Source organism: Opitutus sp. ER46 (genome assembly GCF_003054705.1).
Classification (GTDB): Bacteria; Verrucomicrobiota; Verrucomicrobiia; order Opitutales; family Opitutaceae; genus ER46.
In genome coordinates, this window is record NZ_QAYX01000019.1 from 305,685 (window position 1) to 328,516 (window position 22,832).

A 22,832-nucleotide genomic window follows, 5' to 3' on the forward strand; every position below is an offset into this window, starting at 1 on the left:
TAGGCCGCCGCGTGCCACCACCCGCCACGCCGGGTTCAGGCCTGCAGGTCCGAGCTCGGGACGGGCTTCCGGCGGACGCGTTCGCGGTACACGAGGTAGAGGCCGGAGCCGGTGACGATCAGCGCGCCGGTGATGGTCCAGCGATCGGGCACTTCGCCGAAGACCGCGATCCCGAGGACAACGGCGCCGAGGATCTGCGCGTAGTAGAAGGGCGCCAGCAGCGAGGCCGGCGCGTGGCGGTGAGCGAGGATCAGCAGCCAGTGGGCGAGCGCGCCAAACGAGCCCAGCACCGCGAGCACGCCCCAGGTCAGCGCCGAGGTCGGCGTTTCCCACACGAACGGCGCGACCGGCAGCATCACCACCGAGCCGACCAGGCCCGTGTAGAACATGGTGGTCTCGGGCGCGTCGAACGCCGCAAGCCGGCGCGTGAGGATCGAGTAGATCGCGTTCGCCACCGCCGCGACCAGCGCCAGCAGCCCGGCCGGATGGATCGCGCCGCTGAAGGGACGCGTGACAATCAGCACGCCGCAAAACCCGACCGCCACCGCCACGACGCGACGCGGCCCGATCTTCTCGCCGAGCAGCGGCGCCGCCATCAGGGCAACCAGCAGCGGCGCGGCGAACGTGATCGCCGTCAGTTGCGTGAGCTCGATGAAACGCAGCGCGGTCCACCCCGACGCCGTCGCCACCACGACGCACAGCGCGCGGCCGCACTGCAATCCGAGGTGCTGTGTGCGCATGAGGCCGGGCCGGGTGAGCGGATTGAAGAACAACCCCGTGAGCGCGAAGCTGAAGACGTAGCGTACCGCGATGGTTTGCCAGGGATTGAGCACGCGCCCGAGCCACTTGGCCGAGGCATCCATGCACGAGAAGCAAAGCACCGCGCCCACAATCAGGAGCACGCCCGCGAGCGTTCGCGAGGAGCGCTCAGGCATCGGTGAGGCAGCAGGTGCGACAGACATGAAGCGCCCACGCTAACGTTTCGCGCCGCCGTGAAAAGGCCGCGCATCATTCGGTTTTCGCGGTTTTCGCGTCGCGAAAACCGAAATCAAAGGAGCTTGGGTCCAAACGTCACCGATCCCCTCCGTTTCCTCCCTTCCCTCCTGTTCAAACCGCCTTGGATCCGTCCCTGCATTTCCTGCCTCTTCGTGCCTCTTCGTGGCCAACCCTGCCTTTCTCCGGCCCGGCCTCTGCGAACTCTGCTCCCTCCTGTTCACTGCCTTCGTTCCATCGTCCCTTTTCGTGCCTCTTCGTGCCTCTTCGTGGTCTCCCACTTCCGGCTTCAGCCGGTTCGTCGTCCGCTTCAGGCTCTCCGGCTTCCATGCTCACGCCCGCCGATCGCACCCAGCAGCGTGCCGCGCTGATCGCCGCCACGATGGCGTCATTTCTGACGCCGTTCCTCGGCTCCTCGATCGTCGTCGCGTTGCCAGCGATTGGTGCCGAGCTCGGCCTCACGGCCGTTCAGCTCAGCTGGGTGGCGGCCGCGTTCATGCTCGGCTCGGCGGTGTGCCTGGTGCCATTCGGACGCATCGCTGACCTCGTCGGCCGCAAGCGGGTGTTCGTCACCGGCACCGTGTGCTTCACGCTCACCACGCTCGCCTGCGGGCTGGCCCACTCGACGGTGTTCCTGATCACCGCCCGCGCTCTCCAAGGCATGAGCGCCGCGATGATTTTTGGCACCGGCCTAGCGATCCTGACCTCGGCGTTTCCCGCCAACCAGCGCGGCCGCGTCATCGGCTTCAACGCATCGGCCGTCTATATCGGGCTCTCGCTCGGGCCGTTCGTGGGCGGACTGCTCACGCGGCACTTCGGCTGGCAGAGCATCTTCTTCGCCACCGTGCCGCTGGGTGTCGCCTCCGCGATCGTGGCGGGCCGGGGCCTGCGCACCGAGGTGGTCGAGCGCACCACCAAGCCGTTCGACTATGTCGGCGTGGCGATCTACGCCACGATGCTGGTCGCCCTGATGGCCGGGGTATCGGCGCTGCCGCGGCCGGCGGGGCTCGGGTTGCTGGGCGCGGCGCTGGCTGCGGCGGTGATCTTCGTGCTCTGGGAGCGCCGGATGGAGCAGCCGATGCTCGACGTGCGCTTCCTCGTCGGAAACCCGGTGTTCGCGTGGTCCAACGTGTCCGCGTTCATCAACTACAGCGCGACCTCGACGGTCGCGTTCCTGATCAGCCTCTACCTGCAATACCTGCGCGGTTTCGATCCCGCGCAGGCCGGGTGCGTGCTGCTGGTGCAATCGGTGACGATGGCCGGGGTGAGTCCGTTCGCCGGCAAGCTGTCGGACAAGATCGAGCCGCGCATCATGGCCTCGGCCGGCATGGGGTTCACGGTGGCTGGCCTGATCATCCTCTGCTTCCTGCACGCCGATACCCCGCTGGCCGTGGTCATCACGACGCTCGTGGTGCTCGGCATCGGGTTCGGGCTCTTCTCCTCCCCCAACACGAATGCGGTGATGAGCTCGGTGCCAAAGGAGCGGCTCGGAGTCGCGTCCGCCACGCTGGGCACGATGCGGCTGCTCGGTCAGACCGTGAGCATGGGCCTGACTGTGGCGGTGCTGGCGGTTTCGGTCGGCCGCGCGGCGATCACGCCGGCGGTGCACCCGCAATTTCTTGAAGCGATGCGCGGCGTGTTCATCGCGTCCGCCGTCCTGTGCACGATCGGCGTCTTCGCCTCGCTCGCACGGGGAAATGTGCGGAAGCCAGAAGCCTGAAGCCAGAGGCCAGCTGACTGACCAGAAGCCCAAGAAGCCTGAAGCCGGAGGCCAGAAGCCAGTCCGAACCAGTTATCGAATCGGCTTCCGTCACTCCGTCCTCCGGGTTCCGGCCTCCGGCTTCTGGCTTCTGACTTCCGGCCTCTGGCTTCCGGCCTCCGGTGCTACGCGCCTCGCGGAACGACGAAGCTGAAGACGGCGAAGAAGTGGCAGACGCTGCCGCCGAGCACGAAGAGGTGCCACACGGCGTGGTGATACGGCAGGCTGCGCCAGAGATAGAAGACCGTGCCGCCGGTGTAGCAGACGCCTCCGCCGACCAGCAGCCAGATGCCGCCCGGCTCGATCACGCGCATCATCGGCGCGATCGCGATGATGATGAGCCAGCCCATCACGATGTAGATGATCGTGGAGACGACCCGGAAGCGGCCGGTGAACCAGACCTTCATCGCGATGCCGCCGAGCGCGAGCGTCCAGATCACGCCAAACAGGCTCCAGCCCCAGGGACCGCGCAGATTCACCAGCAGGAAGGGTGTGTACGTGCCGGCGATCAGCACGAAGATCGCTGCGTGGTCGAGCTTGCGCAGGACCAGCTTCACGCGTTCGTGGCGGACGCTGTGGTAGAGCGTGGACGACGTGTAGAGGAGCACGAGCGAGGCACCGAAGATCGTGCACGCCGTGATGTGCCAGGCACTGCCGCGCAGCGCCGCGAACACCACCAGGAGCACCAGGGCCGCCACGCTCAGCACGAGTCCGATCCCGTGGGAGACGGCGTTGGCGACTTCCTCGGCCGGAGTGTAGGTCGCAGACGGAGGTTTGACGGTCGAAGGCATCTTCGTGATCCTGCAGCCCATCCCTCGGCGCGCCACGCCAAATTTCGCGCCGGCCTGTTCCCCGCGGCCCCTGAACTCCTCATGAAGAACAAGCTCCTCGGAAAGCGCGTGCTGGTCACCGCCGGCGCGCAAGGCATCGGGTACGCAATCAGCCAGCACCTGCTCCAGGCGGGCTGCGAGTTGTTCGTCCACTTCTTCAGCAGCGCGGCCGGTGCGCACGAACTAGAGAAAGAGGCCGGCACGCTGGGCCGGCGGTTCGAACGCGGCATGGCCGATCTCACCGAGACCGAGCAGTGCGAGCGGATCGTCCACGACGCGGTGCACTTCCTCGGCGGCCTCGACATTCTCGTGAACAACGCCGGCTCGCTGATCGAGCGCCGGGGCTTTGCCGCGGCCGACGATGAATTCTGGGCTGAGACGATGTCACTCAACGTCGGCAGCATGCGGCGGGTCACGCGCGCGGCGCTGCCGCATCTGATCGAGGCCGCCAAGGTGCGCGGCGGCGCCAGCATCGTGAATCTCTCGTCGCTCGCCGGTCGCAAGGGCGGCGCCGCCGGCTCGCTCGCCTACGCCACGGCGAAGGGCGCGGTGCTCACGTTCACCCGCGCGCTCGCGCAGGAAGTCGGCCCGCAGGGCGTACGCGTCAACGCCCTCGCCCCCGGGCTCATCCTCGGCACGAAGTTTCACACCACGCACACACCGATCGAGGCGCAGCAGGCGGCGATCGCCGGGATCCCGCTGGGGCGGCCCGGCTCGGTGGACGACGTGGCGCGCGCAGCGGTTTACCTCGCGAGCGAGTTCGACGGCTTCATCACCGGCGCCACGCTCGACATCAACGGCGGCGTGTACTGCGCGTAATCCGATCCGATTTCGCTGCCGCGAAATCGGATAAGTTTGAGCCCAGGACGGCGTCGCCAAGGCCCGACGCTAGCCCACTTTCACTCTGACTTTCACTTTCCCCTCTCACGTCTACCGCGCTGGCTTGGCGGCGCGGTAGAGCTCACTGCCGGCGAGGAGGAAGGCGCCGACGCCGTAGGGCTCAGTGGAGGCGGGGTCGAAGCGTTTTGGGTCGGCGCCGATCGGCTGCACGTGGGTGAGTTTGCCGTCGGGCTGCACGCAGCCCATGAGCCCCTGCCAAGCGCGCAGGGCGGCAGGCAGGTACTTGCCGCGGTCGAGCAGGCCCTGGTTCACGCCCCACAAAAGCCCGTAGCAGTAGAAACCGGTGCCGCTTGTCTCGAGCGCGGGGTAACTTTCGGCGTCGAGCAGACTCGAGCGCCAGAAACCGTCGGGCTGCTGCAGCGTGAGCAGCTTGGCCGCCATCTCCTGGAATTGCTGCACGAAGCGCGCCCGCGCCGGATGCTCCGGCGGGAGGAGTTGCAACATGCGGACGAGGCCGCCGAACACCCAACCGTTGCCGCGCGACCAGAAGATCTTTTTGCCGTTGGCTTCGCGCTTCTCGAAGTAGGTGCTGTCGCGGAAATACAGGTGCTCCTCCTTGTCGTAGAGGTAGTCGGACGTCTGCCACCAGTGCGTGACGGCGAAGTCGAGGTAGGCGGTATTGCCGGTGGCGCGCCAGAGCTTGGCCCAGGCCGGCGGCGCCATGAACAGCGCGTCGCACCACGACCACTGCGTGCTGCGATTCTGGCCGACGAACTCGAGGCCACCGGGCGCGGGGTTCTTGAGAATGTGATCAAAGCGCTCGATCGACGGGGCGATCGTCTCGGGCTTGTGGTCGCGCAGGAACAGATCGGCGTAGGTCTGGATGACGACGTGATCGTCGGCGTGATACACGCGCGTGCCGGGCTGCCAGGCGTTCTTCGCGCCCATCTGGCGCATTGCCTCGAGGAAGCGCGGACTCGGCGACACTTCGGCGAGCGCCATCATGCCGGTGTAGCCGGCGCCCTGCACCCAGCCGCGGGGGTCGTGGCGGGCCGGGTTGGCGAGTTGCCAGTCCGCCACGCGCTCCATCACCGCGAGCACGTCGGCCGCCTCCGGCATCGGGGGCGAAACGGTTTCCGCGGCGGGCGCGGCCAAGGGTGAACATGCGAGGAGGGCAACGAGAAGGAGGGGGCGCATGGCAGGAAAGAGTCAGCGGCTGCGGCGCGGACAATGCCAGCGCCTTTTAAATGGTTAAGCAGACGCGGCGCTGCCGCGCCGCGTTTCCAAGTGGGGAAGGTGCAGGTTCAAGGGTTGCGATCCGCGGATCGAACCCTCTGCGTGCTCCTGTAAAATGGCTTGGATGTCTGGGAGCTTTGAGTCTCAAACCCCCAAGGCACTGTTACAGGAGCTAAGGGAGGAAACAGAGGAGTGAGCTTCTGGCTCCTGTTCGGGCCCTCCGTTGCCTCCTGTAAAATGGCTCGGGCCTTTGTGGATCTTGGTCTCAAACCAAGGCAGCCTCACAGGAGTTCGCTGAGGCCGCAGAGGGCAAAAGCAGAGCTCAATTCGGCTCCGGATCGAGCATCTGCGTACTCTGCGTGCTCCTGTGAAACGGCTTGGATGCCTGGGAGCCTCAAACCCCAAGACACTTTTACAGGAGCCAAGGGAGGAAACAGAGGAGTGAGCTTCTGGCTCCTGTTCGGCCCCTCCGTTGCCTCCGTTTCCTCCTGTAGAATGGTTTGGGCCTTTGTGGATCTTGGTCTCAACCAAGGCAGTCTCACAGGAGCTCGCTGAGGCCGCAGAGGGCAAAAGCAGAGTTCAATCCGGCTCCGGATTGAGCCTCTGCGCGCTCTGCGCCCTCCTGTGAAACGGCTGGGATGCTTAGGGGCTTGTTCCTCAAACCCCAAGGCATTCTTACAGGAGCCAAGGGAGGAAACAGAGGACGATCCAGTGCGCTTCGGGCTCCTGTTCGGGCCCTCTGTTGCCTCCGTTTCCTCCTGTAGAATGGCTTGGGCCTTTGTGGATCTTGGTCTCAAACCGAGGCAGTCTCACAGGAGTTCGCGACCGCGCTCAGCGCGCGAGTTGGTACACCTCGGCGCCGGCGAGCAGGAAGCAGCCGACGCCGAAGTCCTCGAAGTCGGGCTTGCTGTCATACTTCGTCGGCTGGCCGTCCTTCGGCTCCTTGCCGGTGCCTTGGATATAGCCAAGGAAGCCGTCGGGGTGCACCGCGTCGTTCACGAGGCCCTGCCACGCCTTGGTGATCACGGGCAGGTACTTCTCGGCGGGCAGCACGCCGTGGCGTACGCCCCACGCCATCGCGTACACGAAGAGCGCGGTGCCCGAGGATTCCTTGCCCCCGAAATTGTCCGGGTCGTGCAGGCTGCAGTTCCAGAAACCATCGGCGCGCTGCAGCGGGACGAGCGCCTCGGCCATGTCGCGGAGCATCGTCTCGTACTCGGCGCGGTGCGGGGCGTTGGCGGGCAGGACATCGAGCACGCGTGCCATGGCGGCGATCACCCAACCGTTGCCGCGCGACCAGTAGCAGTCCTCACCGTTGGGCTCGCGGTACGGCGGCACGAAGTCCTTGTCGCGCCACCAGAGCTTGTCGGCGGGGTTGTACAGGCCCTTACCGCCGTGCTGGTTCTTGGTGTAAGTGTAGATCGCGTGCGCCTTTTCCCAGTAGCGCGGGTCCTGCTTGAGCACACCCAGCTTCGCATAGACCGGCATCGCCATCTGGATGGCGTCAATCCACCACCAGTCGTCGTTTCGCTCGCCGGCGACGATGAAGTCGATGTTGGCGACGATGTCGCGGAGGCGCTCAGGCTTGGGGTCGAGCTGGTAGAGTTCGATGTAGGTCTGCCCGCAGCATTGGTCGTCGGCGTTGCGCGTCGTGGTGCCGTGGCGGAGGCCCCACTGATGCGCCTCGCCCCAGCGCACCGCGTAGTCGAGGGAAGCGGCGTCGGGGGCGACGGCGTGCAGCGCCATCAGGCCCTCGTAATAGACGCCGCGCGTCCAGATGTTACTCGGGCGGGCGCGCCGGGTGACGATGGGTTTCGCCGGGTCGGGCCAGGCCTTCATGAACCAGCCATTGGCGAGCCGCATCTTGGCGAGGACCTCGGCCTTGGCGGGCAACGCGGGCGCCGGCGTCGTCGGGACGGAAGCGAGCTTGGCGGAGGGAGCGTCGGTTGCGCCCGCGATGGCGGTGGCGGAAAGCAGGAGGACGAAGGCGAGAAGGCGGCGCATGTGGATGATTCGGCGAAACGGTGCGGCCGAGAAAGCGGGGATTGCCGGTGAGGGGAAGCGGGCCGGTTTCAGACGGTCCGCGGGATGGGGATACACAGTTGCGCCGGGGGCGAAGCGCCGGCAAACACGAACCCTCCATGAAGCAGACTACCCGTCTCTCTCTCCGTGTCCTGGGTTGCGTCGCGATCCTGGGCGTGGGCGCGTTGTTCACCAGCTGTGCCACTCAGGCACCGCTGCCCGCCGCCTCGGCGGCCGAGTTGGCGCTGCGCGATCCGGCGCGCAACAGCGCCATCAATCCCGTCCCGCGCGACGAGAAGTGGATGAAGCGCCACCAGGGTTTCGTGGCGGCCGCGGCGAAGGGCGGCGTGGACCTGCTCTTTGTCGGCGATTCGATCACCGATTTCTGGCGCAATGCGCCGGAGAAGAACGGTGGCCGCGCGGTCTGGGATCGCGAGTTTGCCCCGTTGCACGCGCTCAACATCGGCATCAGCGCCGACCGCACCCAGCACGTGCTGTGGCGGCTGCGCAACGGTGAGCTCAACGGCATCGATCCCAAGGTGATCGTGCTGATGATCGGCACCAACAACACCGGCTTCGAGAAAGACAAGGTCACGCCCCGCAACACCCCCGCGCAGGCCGCGGAAGGCGTGCGCGCGATCGTGCGCGAGCTCCGCCAGCGCGAGCCGCAGGCGAAGATTCTCCTGCTCGCGATCTTCCCCCGCAATGAGGGCCCGCTCGATGCGCAGCGCCAGCAGGTAAACGAGATCAACCGCGAGATCGCGCAACTGCACAACGGCGACACGATCCGCTTCCTCGACATCAACGCCAAGCTGCTGGAGCCGGATGGCACGCTCTCGCGCGACATCATGCCCGACCTCCTCCACCCCGGCCCGAAGGGCTACGAGATCTGGGCCGCCGCCATCAAGCCGGCGGTCCTCGAAATGCTCGGCCAGAAGTAACGGCCGCAGTCATCCGCTCGCTGCTTTCGCCCGCGCCGCCGTAAAACGGGGCGCGGGTTTTGGGTAAATGGGGCGCGCGGTTTCGTCCCACTCCGCGGACAAGGGGCGCGCCCTTTCGAACGCCTTTCGCGCCAGGTGGGCGTGCCCTTTCGCCCCCGTTTCGCCGTGCCGGGGCGCGCGGTTTCGCCGCGGTTCCACACAAAAGGGGCGCGCGGTTTCGAACGCGTCTCGCGCCACATGGGCGCAAAATGGGCGCGCCGTTTCGAACGCGTCTCGCCCCACGTGGGCGCAAAAGAGGCGCGAGGTTTCGCATCGGACGATGCACGCGTTTCGGCACGACTTCGCCCCTTTGGGCGCGCCGTGACCTGGTGAGATTCGGGGTCCTGTTCGGGCCCTCCGTTGACTCCGTTTCCTCCTGTAAGGATGTCTTGGGGTTTGGGGCCCAAGAGGCGCGGGCTTCATTGATCGTCAGCATCGAAGCTGCCCGGGCGGCGCCCAGAATGGGCGGGGAAAATCGGCCGGCAGGTGCGCGCATGCCCGCCCCGTTCGCGCCCCTCTTCCGCCCCAGTTTCGTTGAGGCGTCGCAGGTATCCCGCCCCTTTCGCGCCCCGGTTTTGCGCCCTTCTCTCCTCGTTCCCTGCGCATCGGCGCCCCTTCCGCGCCCAAACTCTGCCCCCGGCGCGCCCTTTTTCCGCCCCGTCCGTGCCCCAACTGCGCCCCGCTTTGTTTGGCTCGGAGCCCCGCTTCCCGCCCCTTTCCGTTTTCGTGGCAACGAAAACGGACGATCAGGAGGTGACGAGGGCTGCAATTATTATCCGTTATCCACCAACGGATAACGCGATAATGTCCAGATACTCCCGAATAATGTCCGGATACTTTTTCATAATGTCCGGATACTTCTCTCGTTTTTTCGCACGAAAAAACGAGAGACGTGAGCGAAGCGAACGCGCTATTTCACGCGAATCGGCATCGGCAGCGGTTCGGTGCGCGATGGCATCGGCGGATAATCGGGGCGTTCGAGTCCGGGAACGAGGTCGTTGATGTTGACCTTCGCACCGGTCTGCAGGCTGCGATTGGCCGCGATGCCCACGAGGATTGACCACGCACCCGCGCGCTCGTCGGCGACGCGCTTGTAGCGATCGATCGACGGATCCGGCGCGAAGATGTCCTGCAACATGAGCCGATCGCCACCGCCGTGATCGCCCTCCGCGGTCCACGGCGTGATATCGTAACCCGCGCCGCGCAGCGGAATGATGCGCGTCTTCACACCGTTGGCCGCGATGCCGCCCTGCACGGTTTCGGCGCCGTTGATGTACGTCGACTCGACAATCGTGTGTTCGAGCCGGCCCTTGGTGCCGTTGAAGGAAACCGTGTAGCCCTCCCACGCGTTGAACGCGTTGAGCGAGTAGCTGAGCGTCGCGCCCGTGTCGTAATTCACCAGCGCGTTCATTGTGTCCTCGATATCGATATCGGGCCGCCACACACAGCGATCGCGGTAGTAGCCGTCGTGCGCCTCGCAATCGAGGTACAGGGCCTTCAGGTGCGGAAACGCCGCGAGATCCATGTAAAACCCGCAGCGATCTTTTTCGGGACAGGTGTGACAGCGCTCGTGCGGACCGGTGAGGCCCATGCGCTTGGCGGTCGCCGGCGTGTAAAACTCGCGCTTGCCCATCGCCATAACCGACACGGGGGTGGCACCGAGCCACCAGTTGATGAGGTCGAAATGATGCGTGGCCTTGTGGACGAACAGGCCGCCGGAAAACTGCTTGTGGCTGTGCCAGCGGCGGAAGTAGTCGGCGCCATGGTGCGTGTTGAGCAGCCAGTGAAAATCAACCGAGAGAATTTCGCCGATCTCACCCGCCATGAGGAGCTCCTTCACCTGCGAACGCGGCGGCGAGTAACGATAGTTGAAGGTGACGCGGCAGTTGCGACTGGTGCGGCGACGCGCATCGACGATCTGCCGGCACTTCTCGGCGTCGATCGTCATCGGCTTCTCGGTGATCACGTCGCAACCGGCCTCCATCGCGCGCACGAGATACTCGTGGTGCATGAAGTCCGCCGTGGTTACGATGACGACGTCGGGCTTGGTCTCCTTCAGCATCCGGCCAAAATCCGCGGCGACATAACCCAGAGGCACCACCGCACCATTTTTCTTGGAGCGCTCGCGGGCCAAATCGACCCGCGCGACGTTGGAATCGCAGAGCCCCACCAACTGCGCCCGGTCGGCGTAGGGCTGCTCAATGGCATCCTGGTAGATTTCGTGGCGCGAACCCAGGCCAACGATCGCATAACGACGCCGTTGGGACTCGCCGGACTTGGAAGTGAAAGCGGACATGGAAGGGTCGAGATTGGGCACATCCACGCGCAAGAGCCAGACCCGGGTTGACGCCGGCTGGGCCGCGCGCCGAGGCCGTTTTCACCCTGCGACATGGCTTCGCCGCCAGCAACGGATGGACCTGCCGGACAGTTGGGCCGTGGCCGGGGACGCGCCGCGGGGTGTAAGGTTCTCAGGATCGGATCCTCTGCGGGTTCTGCGAGCTCCTGTTGATAGTTTGGGATCGGGAGCCGCGGATTTCCAAGGCAGGTTTCACAGGAGCTAAGGGAGACAACAGAGGGTAGAATTGAGGTTTGAGCGCCCGCGGAGGCAGCCCGGCTTCCGATCAAGCCCCCGGAAGAATCCCGGGGAAAAGTTCGGTCATTCTCCCGCCCCAATCGCCAAAGATTCGGTTGCGGCAGAGGTGAGGGACCTTGTGTTCTACACAACCCTAGCCCGCGATTTTCCCACGTATGTCCATCCCCGCCAGCCCCTCCCTCAACTTTCTGGTGATCGATGACAACGCGGACAGCCGGTTCCTGCTGGTGAAGACATTGCTGCGGAAGTTCCCGGCCGCGCTCGTGCAGGAGTGCCAGAGCGCGCCGAGCGCGATCGACTTGGTGCGGCAGGAATCCCACTCGGCTGTCGTGATGCATCGCGCGTCCGAGCTCACGGGCCTGCAGTTGCTGCGGGAACTCCGCGCGGCCAACGGCACGGTGCCCATCATCGTGGTTTCGAGCATCGATCGGAGCCAGGAGGCAAAGGCGCTCGGGGCTGACGGCTTCCTGCTTTACGACGAATGGCTGCGCATCGGGACCGTCGTGGCCGAATTGCTCAAGAGCCGGTCCTCACGGCCACCCTTCGCCACCGAGTCCCAGGAAGAAGCCGCGAAGTGATGGCGACGAAGTTGCCCTCCGGCAGGCGCTGGTCGCCCGGCGCCCGCTCGACGCCAGCGTCACGCGCGGCTCGCGGCGAGCAACCGATCGAGCAGCTCCGCGTTGCGCACCGTCTCGACCAGCCTGAAGGCCGGGGCTCGCCCCTGCATCACGGCGTCGGAGAAATCTTCGATCTCCAACTGGTACCGGTCGCAGGTCGGCAGGCTGAGCTCGCGGCGCGAGTCGCCCTGCAGCAGAACCAGCGGGCTGCCGTCGCCCAGGAACGCGTCGGGCACCTCGAGCGTGCCCTCGGTGCCGATGATCTCGGCGTAGATCCGCCGGTGCGCGCTGAAGCCGGACTGCAGGGTGGCCATGAGGCCAGAGCGATAGTGCAGGAGCGCGGAGAAATTCATGTCCACCCCGCCCTCGCACACGCAGTCGACCGCCACCTTTTCCGGCTGACCGCCCGCAGCGGGCCCCCCGCCCGCGAGGATATCGACGACCAGGCCGATGAAGTTGATCGGGTAGCAACCGACATCGTACAGCGAGCCGCCGCCGAGCTCGGGGTGCAGCTTGATCGACGGCGCCTGCAGCCGGAACCGGAAGAACGCGTTCACCTGCTTGATCTCGCCCAGCACGCCGGAACGCAGGATCTCAACGACCTTCTGGGTGCGCGGCGTGTAGCGGTACATGAACGCCTCCATCAGCGTCACGCCCCGCGCCTCCGCGGCGGCGATCATCTCGCGGCTCTCGGCGGCGGAGAGGCCCATGGGCTTCTCGCAAAGCACGTGCTTGCCCTGAGCGATCGCCTGCAACGTCCACTCCCGGTGCATCGAGTTGGGCAGCGGGATGTAAACCGCCTCCACCTCGGGATCGTGAACGAGGTCCTCGTAGCTGGCGTGGCAGTGCGGCGGCGCGCCCTCGGCGCGGCATTGGTCGAGCTTGGCGCCGTCGCGGGAGGCGAGCGCGTGGAAGACGGCATTGCGGGATTTGCGGATGGCCGGTATGACTGAGACGCGGGCAATCCGTGCATAACCCAGGACGCCCCAACGCAGCTGGCGAGTGTTCATGAAAGTGAGGAGTGAGAGTGAAAGTGAGAGTGACGATCGGAGTGAGGGTGAAAGTGAGAGTGAGAGTGGAGGGAAACCACGTAGGGTGAGGTGGACAAGGCCCTCGACGCTCTATCCCGACGAACGCGCCATTGGGGACGAGGTTGACGACCTTGTGACGAAGGCGTGCACCCGATGGCGCGTCAGCGTTTCAGGACCTGGTAGAGGCTGGCGCGGTCGTCGGTCCAGAGAGGCTGGTAGATGGCCGGGCGCTCGAGGCCCTCGGAGACCTCGCGGATCTCTGGCGTCTCCAGGAGCGCGCGATTGCGGCTCACGAGCATCCAGGTCGTGCGGTACACCCACCAGTTGGGCTCGTCGTCCTCCGAGATCGTCACCGCGGTGAGATCGAACTCGCCAGCGAGGCGCTCCACGACGGGGCGCAGGTCGAGGTAGCGGTTGGAGATGTGCACGGCGATGATGCCGTCGGGCTTCAGCTGTTGGAGGTAGATGGCGAACGCCTCGCGGGTGAGCAGGTGGATGGGGATGGCGTCGCTGCTGAAGGCATCGAGCGCGAGGAGGTCGAACTTCTGCGGCTCGTGGGCGGCGAGCTCATACTCCATCGAGAGCCGGGCGTCGCCCATGACGACGTCGACCTTGGCGGGGCTGCGCTCGAGGTAGGTAAAATGCGTGCGGGCGAGCCGTTCGACGGCCGGGTTGATCTCGTAGATGCGGACGTAGTCACCGGCGGCGCCGTAGCGCGCGAGCGTGCCGGTGCCGAGACCGACGAGCCCGAGCCGGCGCTGGCCGGGAGGCGTGGGCAGGTGCTTGATCGCGAGACCGACGCCGCTGGTTTCGCCGTAGTACGAGGTGGCGAAAAGGGCCTTGGCCGGATCGGTGAACTGGAGGCCGTGCGTGGTGGCGCCGTGGAGCAGCAAACGGTACCGTTCGCCCTGAGTTTCCGGGCTGTAGTCGTACACCTTGAGCGTGCCGTAGAAGTTGCGGGAGGTGGCAATGGCGGCGGCGCCGCGGGCAACGTTCCATTGCACGATGGTGACGATACCGACGAGGACGCTGAGTCCCATCAGGTAGCCGCCGAGCTTCGGGGTCCACTCGGTGCTGACGCGGCGCGTGCGGGCATCGATGACGCAGCCGAGGAAGAACGCGAGGCCGCCAACCATGAACCAAAGGTAGCGGTCACACACGAGCAGCCACTCCTCCCAGATCGAGAGCCCGCCGGAGAAGCGCGACTGCAACACCGGGATCAGGAGAACGGCGATGATGGCGCCGACGGCGGCACCGAGCCCAAGCGAGCGGCTCGCCTGCCGGAAGCAGATCACGCCGGCAAGGTAGCTGAGCACCCACAGACCGAGTGAGAGATCATGGTAGTCGTCAAACAGCGCCGGCGCGACGAGCGCCACGAGCACGCCGCCGAGCGCGCCGCCCAGCGAGATCGCGAGGTAGAAGGACGTCAGGTACCGGGGCGACGGCTTCAGCTGGTAGAGCTCGCCGTGGCAGAACATGCAGGCGACGAACAGCGTCCCGCTGTACACCGCGATCTGGAGGGGCAGCGGCGCGTTGTTGCCCGCGGGCATGACCTGGAAGCAGGCGGCGATGCCGACCGCCAGCAGCGCGGCGAAAACCCCGCGGGCATACCAGCGCGCGTGATCGAAGCAGATCACGAAGCTCAGGAGATAGAGCGCCAGCGGCAGCACCCAGAGGAACGGAATGACGGCAACCTCCTGGCAGAGCTTGTTGGTGGTCGCGAGGAGGAGGACGGAAGCCGTGGCGGGTAGCAGGACCCAGAGGGCCTTGTCGAGCGGCGCGGGGCGGGCCTCCGCCTCGTCGACGGGGTTGGCGGGCGCGGCCGGGTCGGCCGCGGGAGTGGACGGGCCGGGCACGGGCTGGCGCGCCAGGCGCCACGCGCAGTAGCCGCAAAGGGCGACGAAGACGACGAAGCCGGAGGACCAGAGCGCGGCCTGGGTGAAGCGCGAGAACTTGACCTCAAAGAACACCGGGTAGCTCAGCAGCGCGAGGAGCGAGCCCACGTTGGACAGCGCGTAAAGCCGGTAGGGGGAGACGCCCGGGTGAGAGGCGCTGAACCACTGCTGCATGAGCGGACCGGTGGCGGAGAGCACGAAGTACGGCAGCCCGATGGTGCCGGCGAGGAGGAGGAGAATTTGCCACGTCGGGTTGCCGGCGACATGAAGCTTCCAGTGGTCACCGGGAGCGATGGGCAGGAGGAGCATGGCGGCGACGAGCAGCACGCCGTGCACGATCGCCTGACGCCGCGGGCGCACATGCGTGGTCAGGAAATGCGCGTACGCGTAGCCGCCGAGCAGGACGACCTGGAAGAAGAGCAGGCAGGTGGTCCACACGCCGGGACCGCCGCCGAACCACGGCAGGATGTATTTCCCGATGAGCGGCTGAACCTGGAACAGGAGGAACGCGCCGGTGAAGATCGCGAGGGCGTAGGACAGCATAGGTCAGTCCACGCGCGGGCTCCGCAAGGCGGCGGGGTAGCGGTCGCTTGTGGCCATGCGCGGACGTCAACGGAACCGGCGGGACGTTGCGAGCCCACAAACCGCGAGAGTGCAAATTCGCGGGCACGCGGGCCGGGGTGTGTCGGCGGGACGTCCGGACTGAGCGTGCGGGCGGGGCTGCGCTCCCCTGCCCCGCCGGAGGCGGCGAAGGCGGGATGCGGGGCGTCCCGGCCGGGCTGCGGCTCAAGGCGGGGTGAGCGGGATGGCGGGCGGGCGAAATCGCGCGCGGAAAACGCGGTGCGTCCGCAGGCAACGGCGCGGGACCAAGAATTGGATTGGCGGGCGCAACCCGCGGCGTTTCAACCCATGCCAACATGGGCATGAGGTTTTGCATTCTGGGGAGCGGCAGCGCGGGCAACTCCGCGCTGTTGATCACGGAGAACACCCGGGTGCTGGTCGACGCGGGCTTTTCGGCGCGGAAGCTGTCCACGCTGCTGGCGGCGGTGGGCGAAACCCTGGAGCGCATCGATGCGGTGTTCCTCACGCATGAGCACGGCGACCACTGCGCCGGCGTGGAGGGGTTGAAGAAGTTTCCGCACCTGCAGTTCTTCGCCAACGCGGCGACCGCGCGCGCGATCCAGCGGGGGCTGAGCCACCAGCCCAACTGGCAGCTTTTCGAGACCGGCGGGCGCTTTCGGTTTCGCGACCTGGAGGTGCAGAGCTATGCGGTGCCGCACGACGCACAGGAGCCGGTGGGTTTCCGGTTCAGCAGCGGCATCGACGGCGATCTCTTTTCGCCGCGCCGGTCGATCGCGGTCCTCACCGACCTGGGCTATGCCCCGCAGAACGTCCACGAGTGCATCCGCGACTGCGAAGTTGTCATGGTGGAGTCGAACCACTGCCCGGAGTTGTTGAAGGCCGACACCCGCCGGCCGTGGTCGACGAAGCAGCGCATCGCAGGGCGGCACGGGCATCTGTCGAACGCCGCCGCGCGCGAGCTGCTCGCGACGGTGGCGAGCCCGCGGTGGCGCCGCATCTACCTCACGCATCTCTCGCGCGACTGTAACTCGCGCCCGGCGGTCGAGGCCGCGTTTGCCGATGTGCGCCGCGCGCTGAACGCGTGCGAGTTTTCCATCGTCGAGCAGGGACAGAGCACGCCGATCTACGACCTGTAGTCTCGGCGCCCCACCGGCGCCGAGATGTTGCAGGTGGGAAGGTCAGAACGTTGCAGGTTCCACGTTGGAAAGTTGCAGGTTCGGAAGCGGAACGACCGTTGCAGGCGAGGAGCCGCCCCGCGTTGCAGGTGGGAAGGTTGGCAAGTTGCAGGTTGGGAGGGTCCGAACCTTAAGCCTTAGGACTTCCAACCTTAAACAGCGGCGCGGGACGCGCCGCTAAACCTCGATCATCGCTTTCAGCACCGCGGGATTCCCGGCGATCTCCGTTGGAAACACGCGCGGCGTGTCGGCCAGGGCGAAGCGGTGCGTGATCCACGGGCTGGTGTCGACCTTGCCCGCCTCGACCAGCGCGATGATGTCGCGGAATGTCTGCGGCAGCGAGTTGCGGCTGCCGGACACTGTGAGCTCGCGGCGGTGGAAGTTAGGGTCGTTGAAGGTAAGATCGCCCTGGAAGAGGCCGACGAAGACGATCCGCCCGCCGTGCGCCGCCAACTCGAAGGTGCCGGCCATGGACTTGGGGTTGCCGGTGGCGTCGATCACGACGTTGGGCAGATCGCCGCCGCCGATCGCCTTGAGGGCGTTCGCGGCCTCCGCGCCGGCGGTCACGACATGGCGGACGCCCAGTTTCTCGCGGCAGAACGTGAGGCGCGTTTCGCTGACATCCATGACCGCGACGGTCGCGCCGCTCACGAGGGCGAACTGGATCACGCTCAGCCCGATCGGGCCGGCGCCGATCACGACCACGAAGTCATCGCGCTGCAGGGCGGCGCGTTCCACGGCGTGCGCCCCGATGCCGAGCGTCTCGACGAGGGCGAGTTGCTCGAAGCCCAGCTTGGCGGAGCGGTGGAGCTTGCGCGCCGGGAGGGCGAACAACGGCCGCATGCCGCCGTCCGCATGCACGCCGAGCACCTTCAGCTCGGAGCAGCAGTTGGGTTTGCCGCGCCGGCACGCCACGCAGCGGCCGCAATTCACATAAGGTTCGACCGAGCAGCGGTCGCCCACCTTGAGGCCATGCGGCTCAGAACCGGGGTCGACCACCTCCACGCCGAGTTCGTGTCCGAGCACGCGCGGGTAGCTGAAGAACGGTTGCTTGCCGGCGAAGGCGTGCAGGTCAGTGCCACAGACGCCCACGCGGTGCACGCGGACCAGGGCCTCGCCCGGCGCGGGCTTGGGCTCGGTCACGTCGACGGCGCTGAACGAACCGGGTTTCTCGAGTACGATTTGAAGCATGGAAGAGGGGGAAGACGAAGCGGGGCGGCGCGACGGCACGAGGGCGGCGCGGGACGAACACCACTGGCGGCTCAGCCGATCAGCGCATCGCGGTTCTCGGGCCGGCCGCGGGTGAAGTTGTGATTGTGGATCGGCTTCAGGATCGCGAGCACCTGGGCCATCAGCTCGAAGTCGATCGGCTCTTCGATGTAGCGGACGTTCCGGCGGATGTTCTCCGGGTTGGCGCTGCCCACGAGGGTCGTGGCGATCGCCGGGTGCGCGACACAGAACTGGACCGCGAGCTTCACAATGTCGGCTCCGACGGCCTGGCAGTACGCCACCGCACGGCGGCTCACCTCCACCATCTGGCGCGGCGCCGGGTGCCACGACGGCACGCCGCGCTCCGTGAGCAGCCCCATGCCGGTCGGCGAGGCGTTGATCACGCCAATGCCCTTGCCTTGCAGGTACGGAATCAGCCCGTCCAGCGCCGTATCATTCAGTTCGTAGCGGCAGAACGACAGGATGGTCTCGACCGTCCCGGCCGGCGCCTGGTCGAGCACGCCCGAGAATATCTTCAATGGCAGGCCCGTGATCCCGATGTGCCCGATCCGGCCGGCATCGCGCAGCTTCACCAGCGCCGGCAGCGTCTCGTGCACGATTTGGTTCAGGTCGGCGAACTCGATGTCGTGGCACTGCAGCAAGTCGATGTACTCAACCCCGAGGCGCTGGCAGCTCTCGTCCAGGCTGCGCGTCACGCGGGCGGCGGAGAAATCAAACTGCCCCTCGCCATACTGGCCCACCTTGGTTGCCAGCACATAGCTTTCCCGCGGCACGCCCGCCAGCGCCCGGCCGAGCACCGTCTCCGCCCGGGTCGCGCCGTAATACGGCGACACGTCGATGAAGTTCATCCCCAGGTCCAGGGCGGTGCGCACGGCACGGATCGACTCGGAGTCGTCCGTCGTCCGGAACACGCCGCCCAGCGACGACGCGCCGAAACTCAGGACCGACACATCCAGACCGGTGTGACCAAGGGGGCGGTAAAGCATGGTTCGGCCAGCGTGGACGGCGCGGCGCCCGACGGGAATCCCGGAGTTTCCGATCCGTCACGTGCGGGCGACGGACTGTCCGCCATTTTGTGTGATTCCCGCCTCCCGCGTCTCCTGCCAGTCAACGATGCGCGCACCGGTCTCCTTGGCTCCTTATTTCATCGGGCGCACTGCTTGATCTGCCCGCTGACTACCCCCGTTCCCGCAGGTATTCCCCCGTCCCCGAACAATATGAACTTGCGGCGGACACGTGTCCGCGCCATTGGGCATATTTGCTTAAACCCTGACAGAGATACCCCCTCCAACAGACCCCTTCGGTGACGCCGTTGGTTCGTTGACCGCGACGCCATGCTGCCACCGCTCAAACCTGCTACAACTATGACTCCACATCGATCAATGACGCTGCGCCCGATCGTGCGGGCACAAGCTCTCGCCGCCATGCTCGCGGCTACCGGCCTCGTCGCCCAAGTGGCGCCGGCGCCGGCTCCCGAGGCCGCCACGGCTCCGCGCCAGCCGGTGCCGGTAACGCAAAACACCGCTGCCAAGCCGGCAGCCTCCACCGACGAGGTCATTGAACTCTCGCCGTTCGAGGTCGTCTCCGACAGCCGCGGTTACTTCGCGACGAACACGATGTCCGGCACCCGCTTCAACACCAAGGTCGAGGACCTGGCGTCGTCGCTGAGCGTCGTGACCAAGGAGCAGATGGAAGACTTCGGCATGCTCGATCTGAACGACGTCTTCCTCTACACCGCCGGCGCGGAAGGCACGGGCACCTACACGGACTACGTCATGGACCGTAACGGCCAGCTGACGGACAACGTGCAGATGAACCCCACGGGCGCGAACCGCATCCGTGGCGTCGCCGCTGCCAACCAGTCTTACGGCAACTACGAGACGCAGGGCCGCATGCCGATCGACCCGTTGATCACGGACGCGATCGAAGTCAGCCGCGGCCCGAACGCCAACGTGTTCGGCCTCGGCAATGCCTCCGGTACCGCCAACGCCGTCCCGGTCTCCGCCAACCTCACCCGCGACCGCAGCCGCGCCGAGGTTCGCGTCGACAGTTACGAAGGCTATCGCACGAGCTTGGACATCAATCGTGTGATCAAGAAGAACGTTCTCGCCGTGCGCGTGAACGGCGCCTTCCAGCACGACGCCTTCATCCGCAAGCCCTCCGGCGTCAACACGGTGCGCTACAACGGCATGATCAAGTACCAGCCATTCAAGAACACCACGATCTCCGGTGCCTTCCTGCACTACCGCATGAACGGCAACCGCCCGAACTACACCCCGCCGCGTGACTACATCAGCGACTGGGTCAACAACGGGAAGCCCTCATGGGATCCGGTCCGCCAAGTTATCCACCTGAACGGCCAGACGATCGACAAGAATGGCGTCGTCACCGGCGGCCGGGCGATCGTCCCGATCACGGCCGACTCGGCCATTCCGTCCTATGTCCCGATCACCCGGTCGGGCACGATCCAGACTCGCGGCAACCTTTACATCGATCAGGGCGGCATCGGCTACTGGTCCGCCCCGAACGCCAACTCGCAGACCGCCTCCTTCGTCACGCCCGCGGCCAACAACCAGACCGTCCGCCTCATGCAAACCGGCATTCTGGGCGCCAACCTCGGCCGCTTCACCAACCAGCCCCTCTGGACCACCACCCCGACGGTCGGTGACCATAGCTGGTACGACTGGTCCGAACAGAACTTGTCCTCGGTCAACCGGCTGATGGACCGGACCAACACGTATAGCGCGCAGATCGACCAGACGTTCTTCAACACGCCTCGTCAGATGCTCGTCGCCCAGGTGGGCTTCTTCCGCGAAGATTCCCTCCGCTACCAGCGTACCCCGCTCGGCAATTCCGGCACCTCCGGCCAGACCGGCCAGCTCTTCGTCGACGTCAACGAGTATAATCTCGACGGCACGGTGAACCCGTACTTCGGCCGGCCCTATCTGGCCGCCACCGAACCCCTCACTCGCTGGATGCCGATGAAATGGGACACCTATCGCGGCCAGGTCGCCTATAAGCTCGACCTTCGTGAGGAGAGCAACTGGCTCAAGTGGCTCGGCATGCACCAGCTGAGCGGCTACAACGAGTACAAGTACCGCATCCAGCGCCAGTACTCCTATCGTGAGGCGCTGACCTCCAATCACACCTGGACCGAAACGGGCCGTACCGGCTTCCTTTCGACCATGGGCCGCGCCGTGCAGAGCAATGTCAGCGGCGGCCCGCAGGCCGGCGCCAACGTTGTGCGCCAGTACCTCCGGTACTATGTCGGCGACGCCAACGGCTCGAACATCGACTACGCCCCGCAGGACTTCAATCACGGCAACTACACGTTCAACTGGGGCGGCTATCGCACCGTCAGCAGCGGCGTCGTGAGTGATCCGGTCTTCTACAAGGAGAACGCGACCCTCGGCCTGCTCGCCTCGACCGATGGCACCGGCGGCAACAACAACGTCAAGACCATCATCAAGACCCCCGGCGCCGTCCTTCAGAGCCAGTTCTTCAACGGCGCGCTCGTCACGATGTTCGGTATGCGCCAGGACAAGGTATACTCGAAGTTCGGCAACACCCCGAATCTCGTGAACGGCAACACCGAGCACGACTTCATCACCGACAATGGCTGGCAGACCGGCGACTACCGCTACAGCAGCGGCCGGACCAAGACCACCAGCATCGTGGCCCGTCCGTTCCGTGAATTCGCGTTCACCCGGAACATGATGAACAGCAACAACCCGGTCGTCAGCGCCCTCGGCCATGTCGCCCGCGGCCTCTCGGTCACCTACAATCAATCCGACAACTTCTTCCCGCAGGCCCCCGCGGTCGACCTGTACTTCAAGGAGCTGCCCAACACCACCGGCAAGGGCAAGGACTACGGCTTCTGGCTCGACCTCTTCGACAGCAAGCTCGTCCTCCGCTTCAACCACTACATCACCCGTCAGCTGAACGCGCGTGATGGCGATGCCAACACCGTCGCCCAGCGCGTGCTCCGCCTCGACCTCGATATCTCGGCCGACAACTACCAGTTGTATGATCGCGCCACCGACTGGTGGACGCTCACGCATCCTGACTGGACCGCCACTCAGGTTCGCCAAGCCGTCGCTGACCAGATGAAGATTCCGATCGATCAATACGATCGTCTGGTCACGAACTTCCGCGCCGGCACCATCGCCGCCACCAACGACATCATCGCGACCGGCAACGAAGTCGAAATCGACTTCAACCCCACGCGCTATTGGACCGTCAAGGCCTCGGTCGTGCAGCAGAAGTCGATCAGCGCGAATGTCTCGCAGACCGTTCAGCAATGGATCAACGAACGCATGCCGATCTGGACCTCGATCGTTGACCAGAACAGCGATCCGAACCTCGGCACCGGTGCGTCCCAGGGCTGGGTCGACGCCGCCAATCCGCAGCACCTCTGGTGGAAGCACAGCTACAGCGGCTCCCAGACGCCTGAGCAGAACTACGCTTCGTTCGTCAACGCGCCCTACAGCGTGATCAAGCAGATGGACGGCAAGTCCAAGCCGAGCGTTCGCGAGTACACCGTCAAGGTCAGCTCCAGCCTCCAGCTCGCCCAGTTCACCGAGAACCGCATCCTGAAGAACTTCAAGGTCGGCGGCGCGGTGCGTTGGGAAGACCAGGGCGCCATCGGCTTCTACGGCCTGCAGGAACTGCCCGCCGTCGTCACTGAGCTCAACCCGAACCGCCCGATCTGGGACAAGGCCCACACCTATGTGGACGCCTTCATCAGCTATCGGACAAAGCTCTTCCGGAACCGCGTCGGCGCCAACTTCCAGCTGAACGTCCGAAATCTGGGCGAAAACGGCCGGTTGCAGCCGATCGGCGCCTTCCCTGACGGCACCCCGAACGCGTTCCGCATCGTCGACCCGCAGCAGTTCTTCCTGACGGCGTCGTTCGATCTGTAATCGCCAGATCAATACCTCTCGCTTTCAAGGCGGCCCTCATTTTCGAGGGCCGCCTTTTTCATCTCTTTCTCTTACTCCTACTCTTCCGCTTTCTCCCGAGGGATTGAGGGATTGAGGGATTGAGGGA

General features: G+C 65.8%; 15 protein-coding genes. 6 read left to right on the forward strand and 9 right to left on the reverse strand.

The genetic code is table 11. The features are described from left to right. Positions 1-35 precede the first annotated feature (35 nt). Positions 36-935 (reverse strand): DMT family transporter, encoded by a 900-nt coding sequence (locus tag DB354_RS06335; RefSeq protein ID WP_233256570.1) that lies wholly within the window; start codon positions 933-935, stop codon positions 36-38. Between the two features lie 386 nt (positions 936-1,321). On the opposite strand from DB354_RS06335, the gene DB354_RS06340 reads away from it, so the two are divergent. Next, positions 1,322-2,713, forward strand: a complete 1,392-nt coding sequence (locus DB354_RS06340; protein WP_107834602.1) for an MFS transporter — start codon at positions 1,322-1,324, stop codon at positions 2,711-2,713. A 164-nt stretch (positions 2,714-2,877) separates the two neighbouring features. Here DB354_RS06340 and DB354_RS06345 read toward each other — a convergent pair whose 3' ends face one another. Next, the gene (locus DB354_RS06345) at positions 2,878-3,543 is read right to left on the reverse strand and encodes a hemolysin III family protein (protein WP_107834691.1); all 666 of its coding nucleotides are present in this window, start codon (positions 3,541-3,543) and stop codon (positions 2,878-2,880) included. Positions 3,544-3,624: 81 nt separating this feature from the next. Between DB354_RS06345 and DB354_RS06350 the strand changes: the two genes are divergently transcribed. Continuing rightward, positions 3,625-4,401 carry an SDR family oxidoreductase gene (locus tag DB354_RS06350; RefSeq protein ID WP_107834603.1) on the forward strand — a complete coding sequence of 259 codons (777 nt, stop codon included), beginning with the start codon at positions 3,625-3,627 and terminating at the stop codon, positions 4,399-4,401. Positions 4,402-4,512: 111 nt separating this feature from the next. On the opposite strand, the gene DB354_RS06355 is transcribed toward DB354_RS06350, so the two are convergent. Next, on the reverse strand, positions 4,513-5,619 hold the full coding sequence (locus DB354_RS06355; RefSeq protein WP_107834604.1) for a glycoside hydrolase family 88 protein: 1,107 nt from the start codon (positions 5,617-5,619) through the stop codon (positions 4,513-4,515). A gap of 870 nt (positions 5,620-6,489) precedes the next feature. Then, positions 6,490-7,662 (reverse strand): glycoside hydrolase family 88 protein, encoded by a 1,173-nt coding sequence (locus DB354_RS06360; RefSeq protein ID WP_107834605.1) that lies wholly within the window; start codon positions 7,660-7,662, stop codon positions 6,490-6,492. Positions 7,663-7,799: 137 nt separating this feature from the next. Between DB354_RS06360 and DB354_RS06365 the strand changes: the two genes are divergently transcribed. Beyond that, on the forward strand, positions 7,800-8,621 hold the full coding sequence (locus tag DB354_RS06365) for a GDSL-type esterase/lipase family protein (RefSeq protein WP_107834606.1): 822 nt from the start codon (positions 7,800-7,802) through the stop codon (positions 8,619-8,621). A 949-nt stretch (positions 8,622-9,570) separates the two neighbouring features. Here DB354_RS06365 and DB354_RS06370 read toward each other — a convergent pair. Further along, a complete protein-coding gene (locus tag DB354_RS06370) occupies positions 9,571-10,956 on the reverse strand; it encodes a Gfo/Idh/MocA family oxidoreductase (protein WP_107834607.1) in 1,386 nt (461 codons plus the stop codon). A 452-nt stretch (positions 10,957-11,408) separates the two neighbouring features. On the opposite strand from DB354_RS06370, the gene DB354_RS06375 reads away from it, so the two are divergent. After that, entirely contained in the window at positions 11,409-11,831 is a 423-nt protein-coding gene (locus tag DB354_RS06375) for a response regulator (RefSeq protein WP_107834608.1), read from the forward strand. 59 nt (positions 11,832-11,890) lie between these two features. Here the strand turns inward: DB354_RS06375 and DB354_RS06380 are convergent, their stop codons facing one another. Next, positions 11,891-12,880 carry a Gfo/Idh/MocA family oxidoreductase gene (locus tag DB354_RS06380; RefSeq protein WP_107834609.1) on the reverse strand — a complete coding sequence of 330 codons (990 nt, stop codon included), beginning with the start codon at positions 12,878-12,880 and terminating at the stop codon, positions 11,891-11,893. Between the two features lie 182 nt (positions 12,881-13,062). Continuing rightward, a complete protein-coding gene (locus tag DB354_RS06385) occupies positions 13,063-15,339 on the reverse strand; it encodes a fused MFS/spermidine synthase (RefSeq protein ID WP_107834610.1) in 2,277 nt (758 codons plus the stop codon). Positions 15,340-15,719: 380 nt separating this feature from the next. Between DB354_RS06385 and DB354_RS06390 the strand changes: the two genes are divergently transcribed. Beyond that, on the forward strand, positions 15,720-16,514 hold the full coding sequence (locus tag DB354_RS06390; RefSeq protein WP_233256571.1) for an MBL fold metallo-hydrolase: 795 nt from the start codon (positions 15,720-15,722) through the stop codon (positions 16,512-16,514). A 216-nt stretch (positions 16,515-16,730) separates the two neighbouring features. On the opposite strand, the gene DB354_RS06395 is transcribed toward DB354_RS06390, so the two are convergent. Both DB354_RS06395 and DB354_RS06400 read right to left on the reverse strand, forming a co-directional pair. Continuing rightward, positions 16,731-17,744: a zinc-binding alcohol dehydrogenase family protein gene (locus DB354_RS06395; RefSeq protein ID WP_107834612.1), complete on the reverse strand. Its 1,014-nt coding sequence runs from the start codon at positions 17,742-17,744 to the stop codon at positions 16,731-16,733. A 71-nt stretch (positions 17,745-17,815) separates the two neighbouring features. After that, positions 17,816-18,769 carry an aldo/keto reductase gene (locus DB354_RS06400; RefSeq protein ID WP_107834613.1) on the reverse strand — a complete coding sequence of 318 codons (954 nt, stop codon included), beginning with the start codon at positions 18,767-18,769 and terminating at the stop codon, positions 17,816-17,818. Between the two features lie 378 nt (positions 18,770-19,147). On the opposite strand from DB354_RS06400, the gene DB354_RS06405 reads away from it, so the two are divergent. Next, on the forward strand, positions 19,148-22,705 hold the full coding sequence (locus DB354_RS06405) for a TonB-dependent receptor plug domain-containing protein (RefSeq protein ID WP_158277392.1): 3,558 nt from the start codon (positions 19,148-19,150) through the stop codon (positions 22,703-22,705). Positions 22,706-22,832: the final 127 nt, after the last annotated feature.

Excerpts from the sequence above, each read along its gene's own strand:
- DB354_RS06385 (WP_107834610.1), bottom strand. The coding sequence starts at position 15,339 with ATGCTGTCCTACGCCCTCGCGATCTTCACCGGCGCGTTCCTCCTGTTC.
- DB354_RS06400 (WP_107834613.1), bottom strand. The coding sequence starts at position 18,769 with ATGCTTTACCGCCCCCTTGGTCACACCGGTCTGGATGTGTCGGTCCTG.
- DB354_RS06375 (WP_107834608.1), top strand. The coding sequence starts at position 11,409 with ATGTCCATCCCCGCCAGCCCCTCCCTCAACTTTCTGGTGATCGATGAC.
- DB354_RS06370 (WP_107834607.1), bottom strand. The coding sequence starts at position 10,956 with ATGTCCGCTTTCACTTCCAAGTCCGGCGAGTCCCAACGGCGTCGTTAT.
- DB354_RS06390 (WP_233256571.1), top strand. The coding sequence starts at position 15,720 with ATGAGGTTTTGCATTCTGGGGAGCGGCAGCGCGGGCAACTCCGCGCTG.
- DB354_RS06335 (WP_233256570.1), bottom strand. The coding sequence starts at position 935 with ATGCCTGAGCGCTCCTCGCGAACGCTCGCGGGCGTGCTCCTGATTGTG.
- DB354_RS06405 (WP_158277392.1), top strand. The coding sequence starts at position 19,148 with ATGACTCCACATCGATCAATGACGCTGCGCCCGATCGTGCGGGCACAA.
- DB354_RS06395 (WP_107834612.1), bottom strand. The coding sequence starts at position 17,744 with ATGCTTCAAATCGTACTCGAGAAACCCGGTTCGTTCAGCGCCGTCGAC.
- DB354_RS06345 (WP_107834691.1), bottom strand. The coding sequence starts at position 3,543 with ATGCCTTCGACCGTCAAACCTCCGTCTGCGACCTACACTCCGGCCGAG.
- DB354_RS06360 (WP_107834605.1), bottom strand. The coding sequence starts at position 7,662 with ATGCGCCGCCTTCTCGCCTTCGTCCTCCTGCTTTCCGCCACCGCCATC.
- DB354_RS06340 (WP_107834602.1), top strand. The coding sequence starts at position 1,322 with ATGCTCACGCCCGCCGATCGCACCCAGCAGCGTGCCGCGCTGATCGCC.
- DB354_RS06380 (WP_107834609.1), bottom strand. The coding sequence starts at position 12,880 with ATGAACACTCGCCAGCTGCGTTGGGGCGTCCTGGGTTATGCACGGATT.
- DB354_RS06350 (WP_107834603.1), top strand. The coding sequence starts at position 3,625 with ATGAAGAACAAGCTCCTCGGAAAGCGCGTGCTGGTCACCGCCGGCGCG.
- DB354_RS06355 (WP_107834604.1), bottom strand. The coding sequence starts at position 5,619 with ATGCGCCCCCTCCTTCTCGTTGCCCTCCTCGCATGTTCACCCTTGGCC.
- DB354_RS06365 (WP_107834606.1), top strand. The coding sequence starts at position 7,800 with ATGAAGCAGACTACCCGTCTCTCTCTCCGTGTCCTGGGTTGCGTCGCG.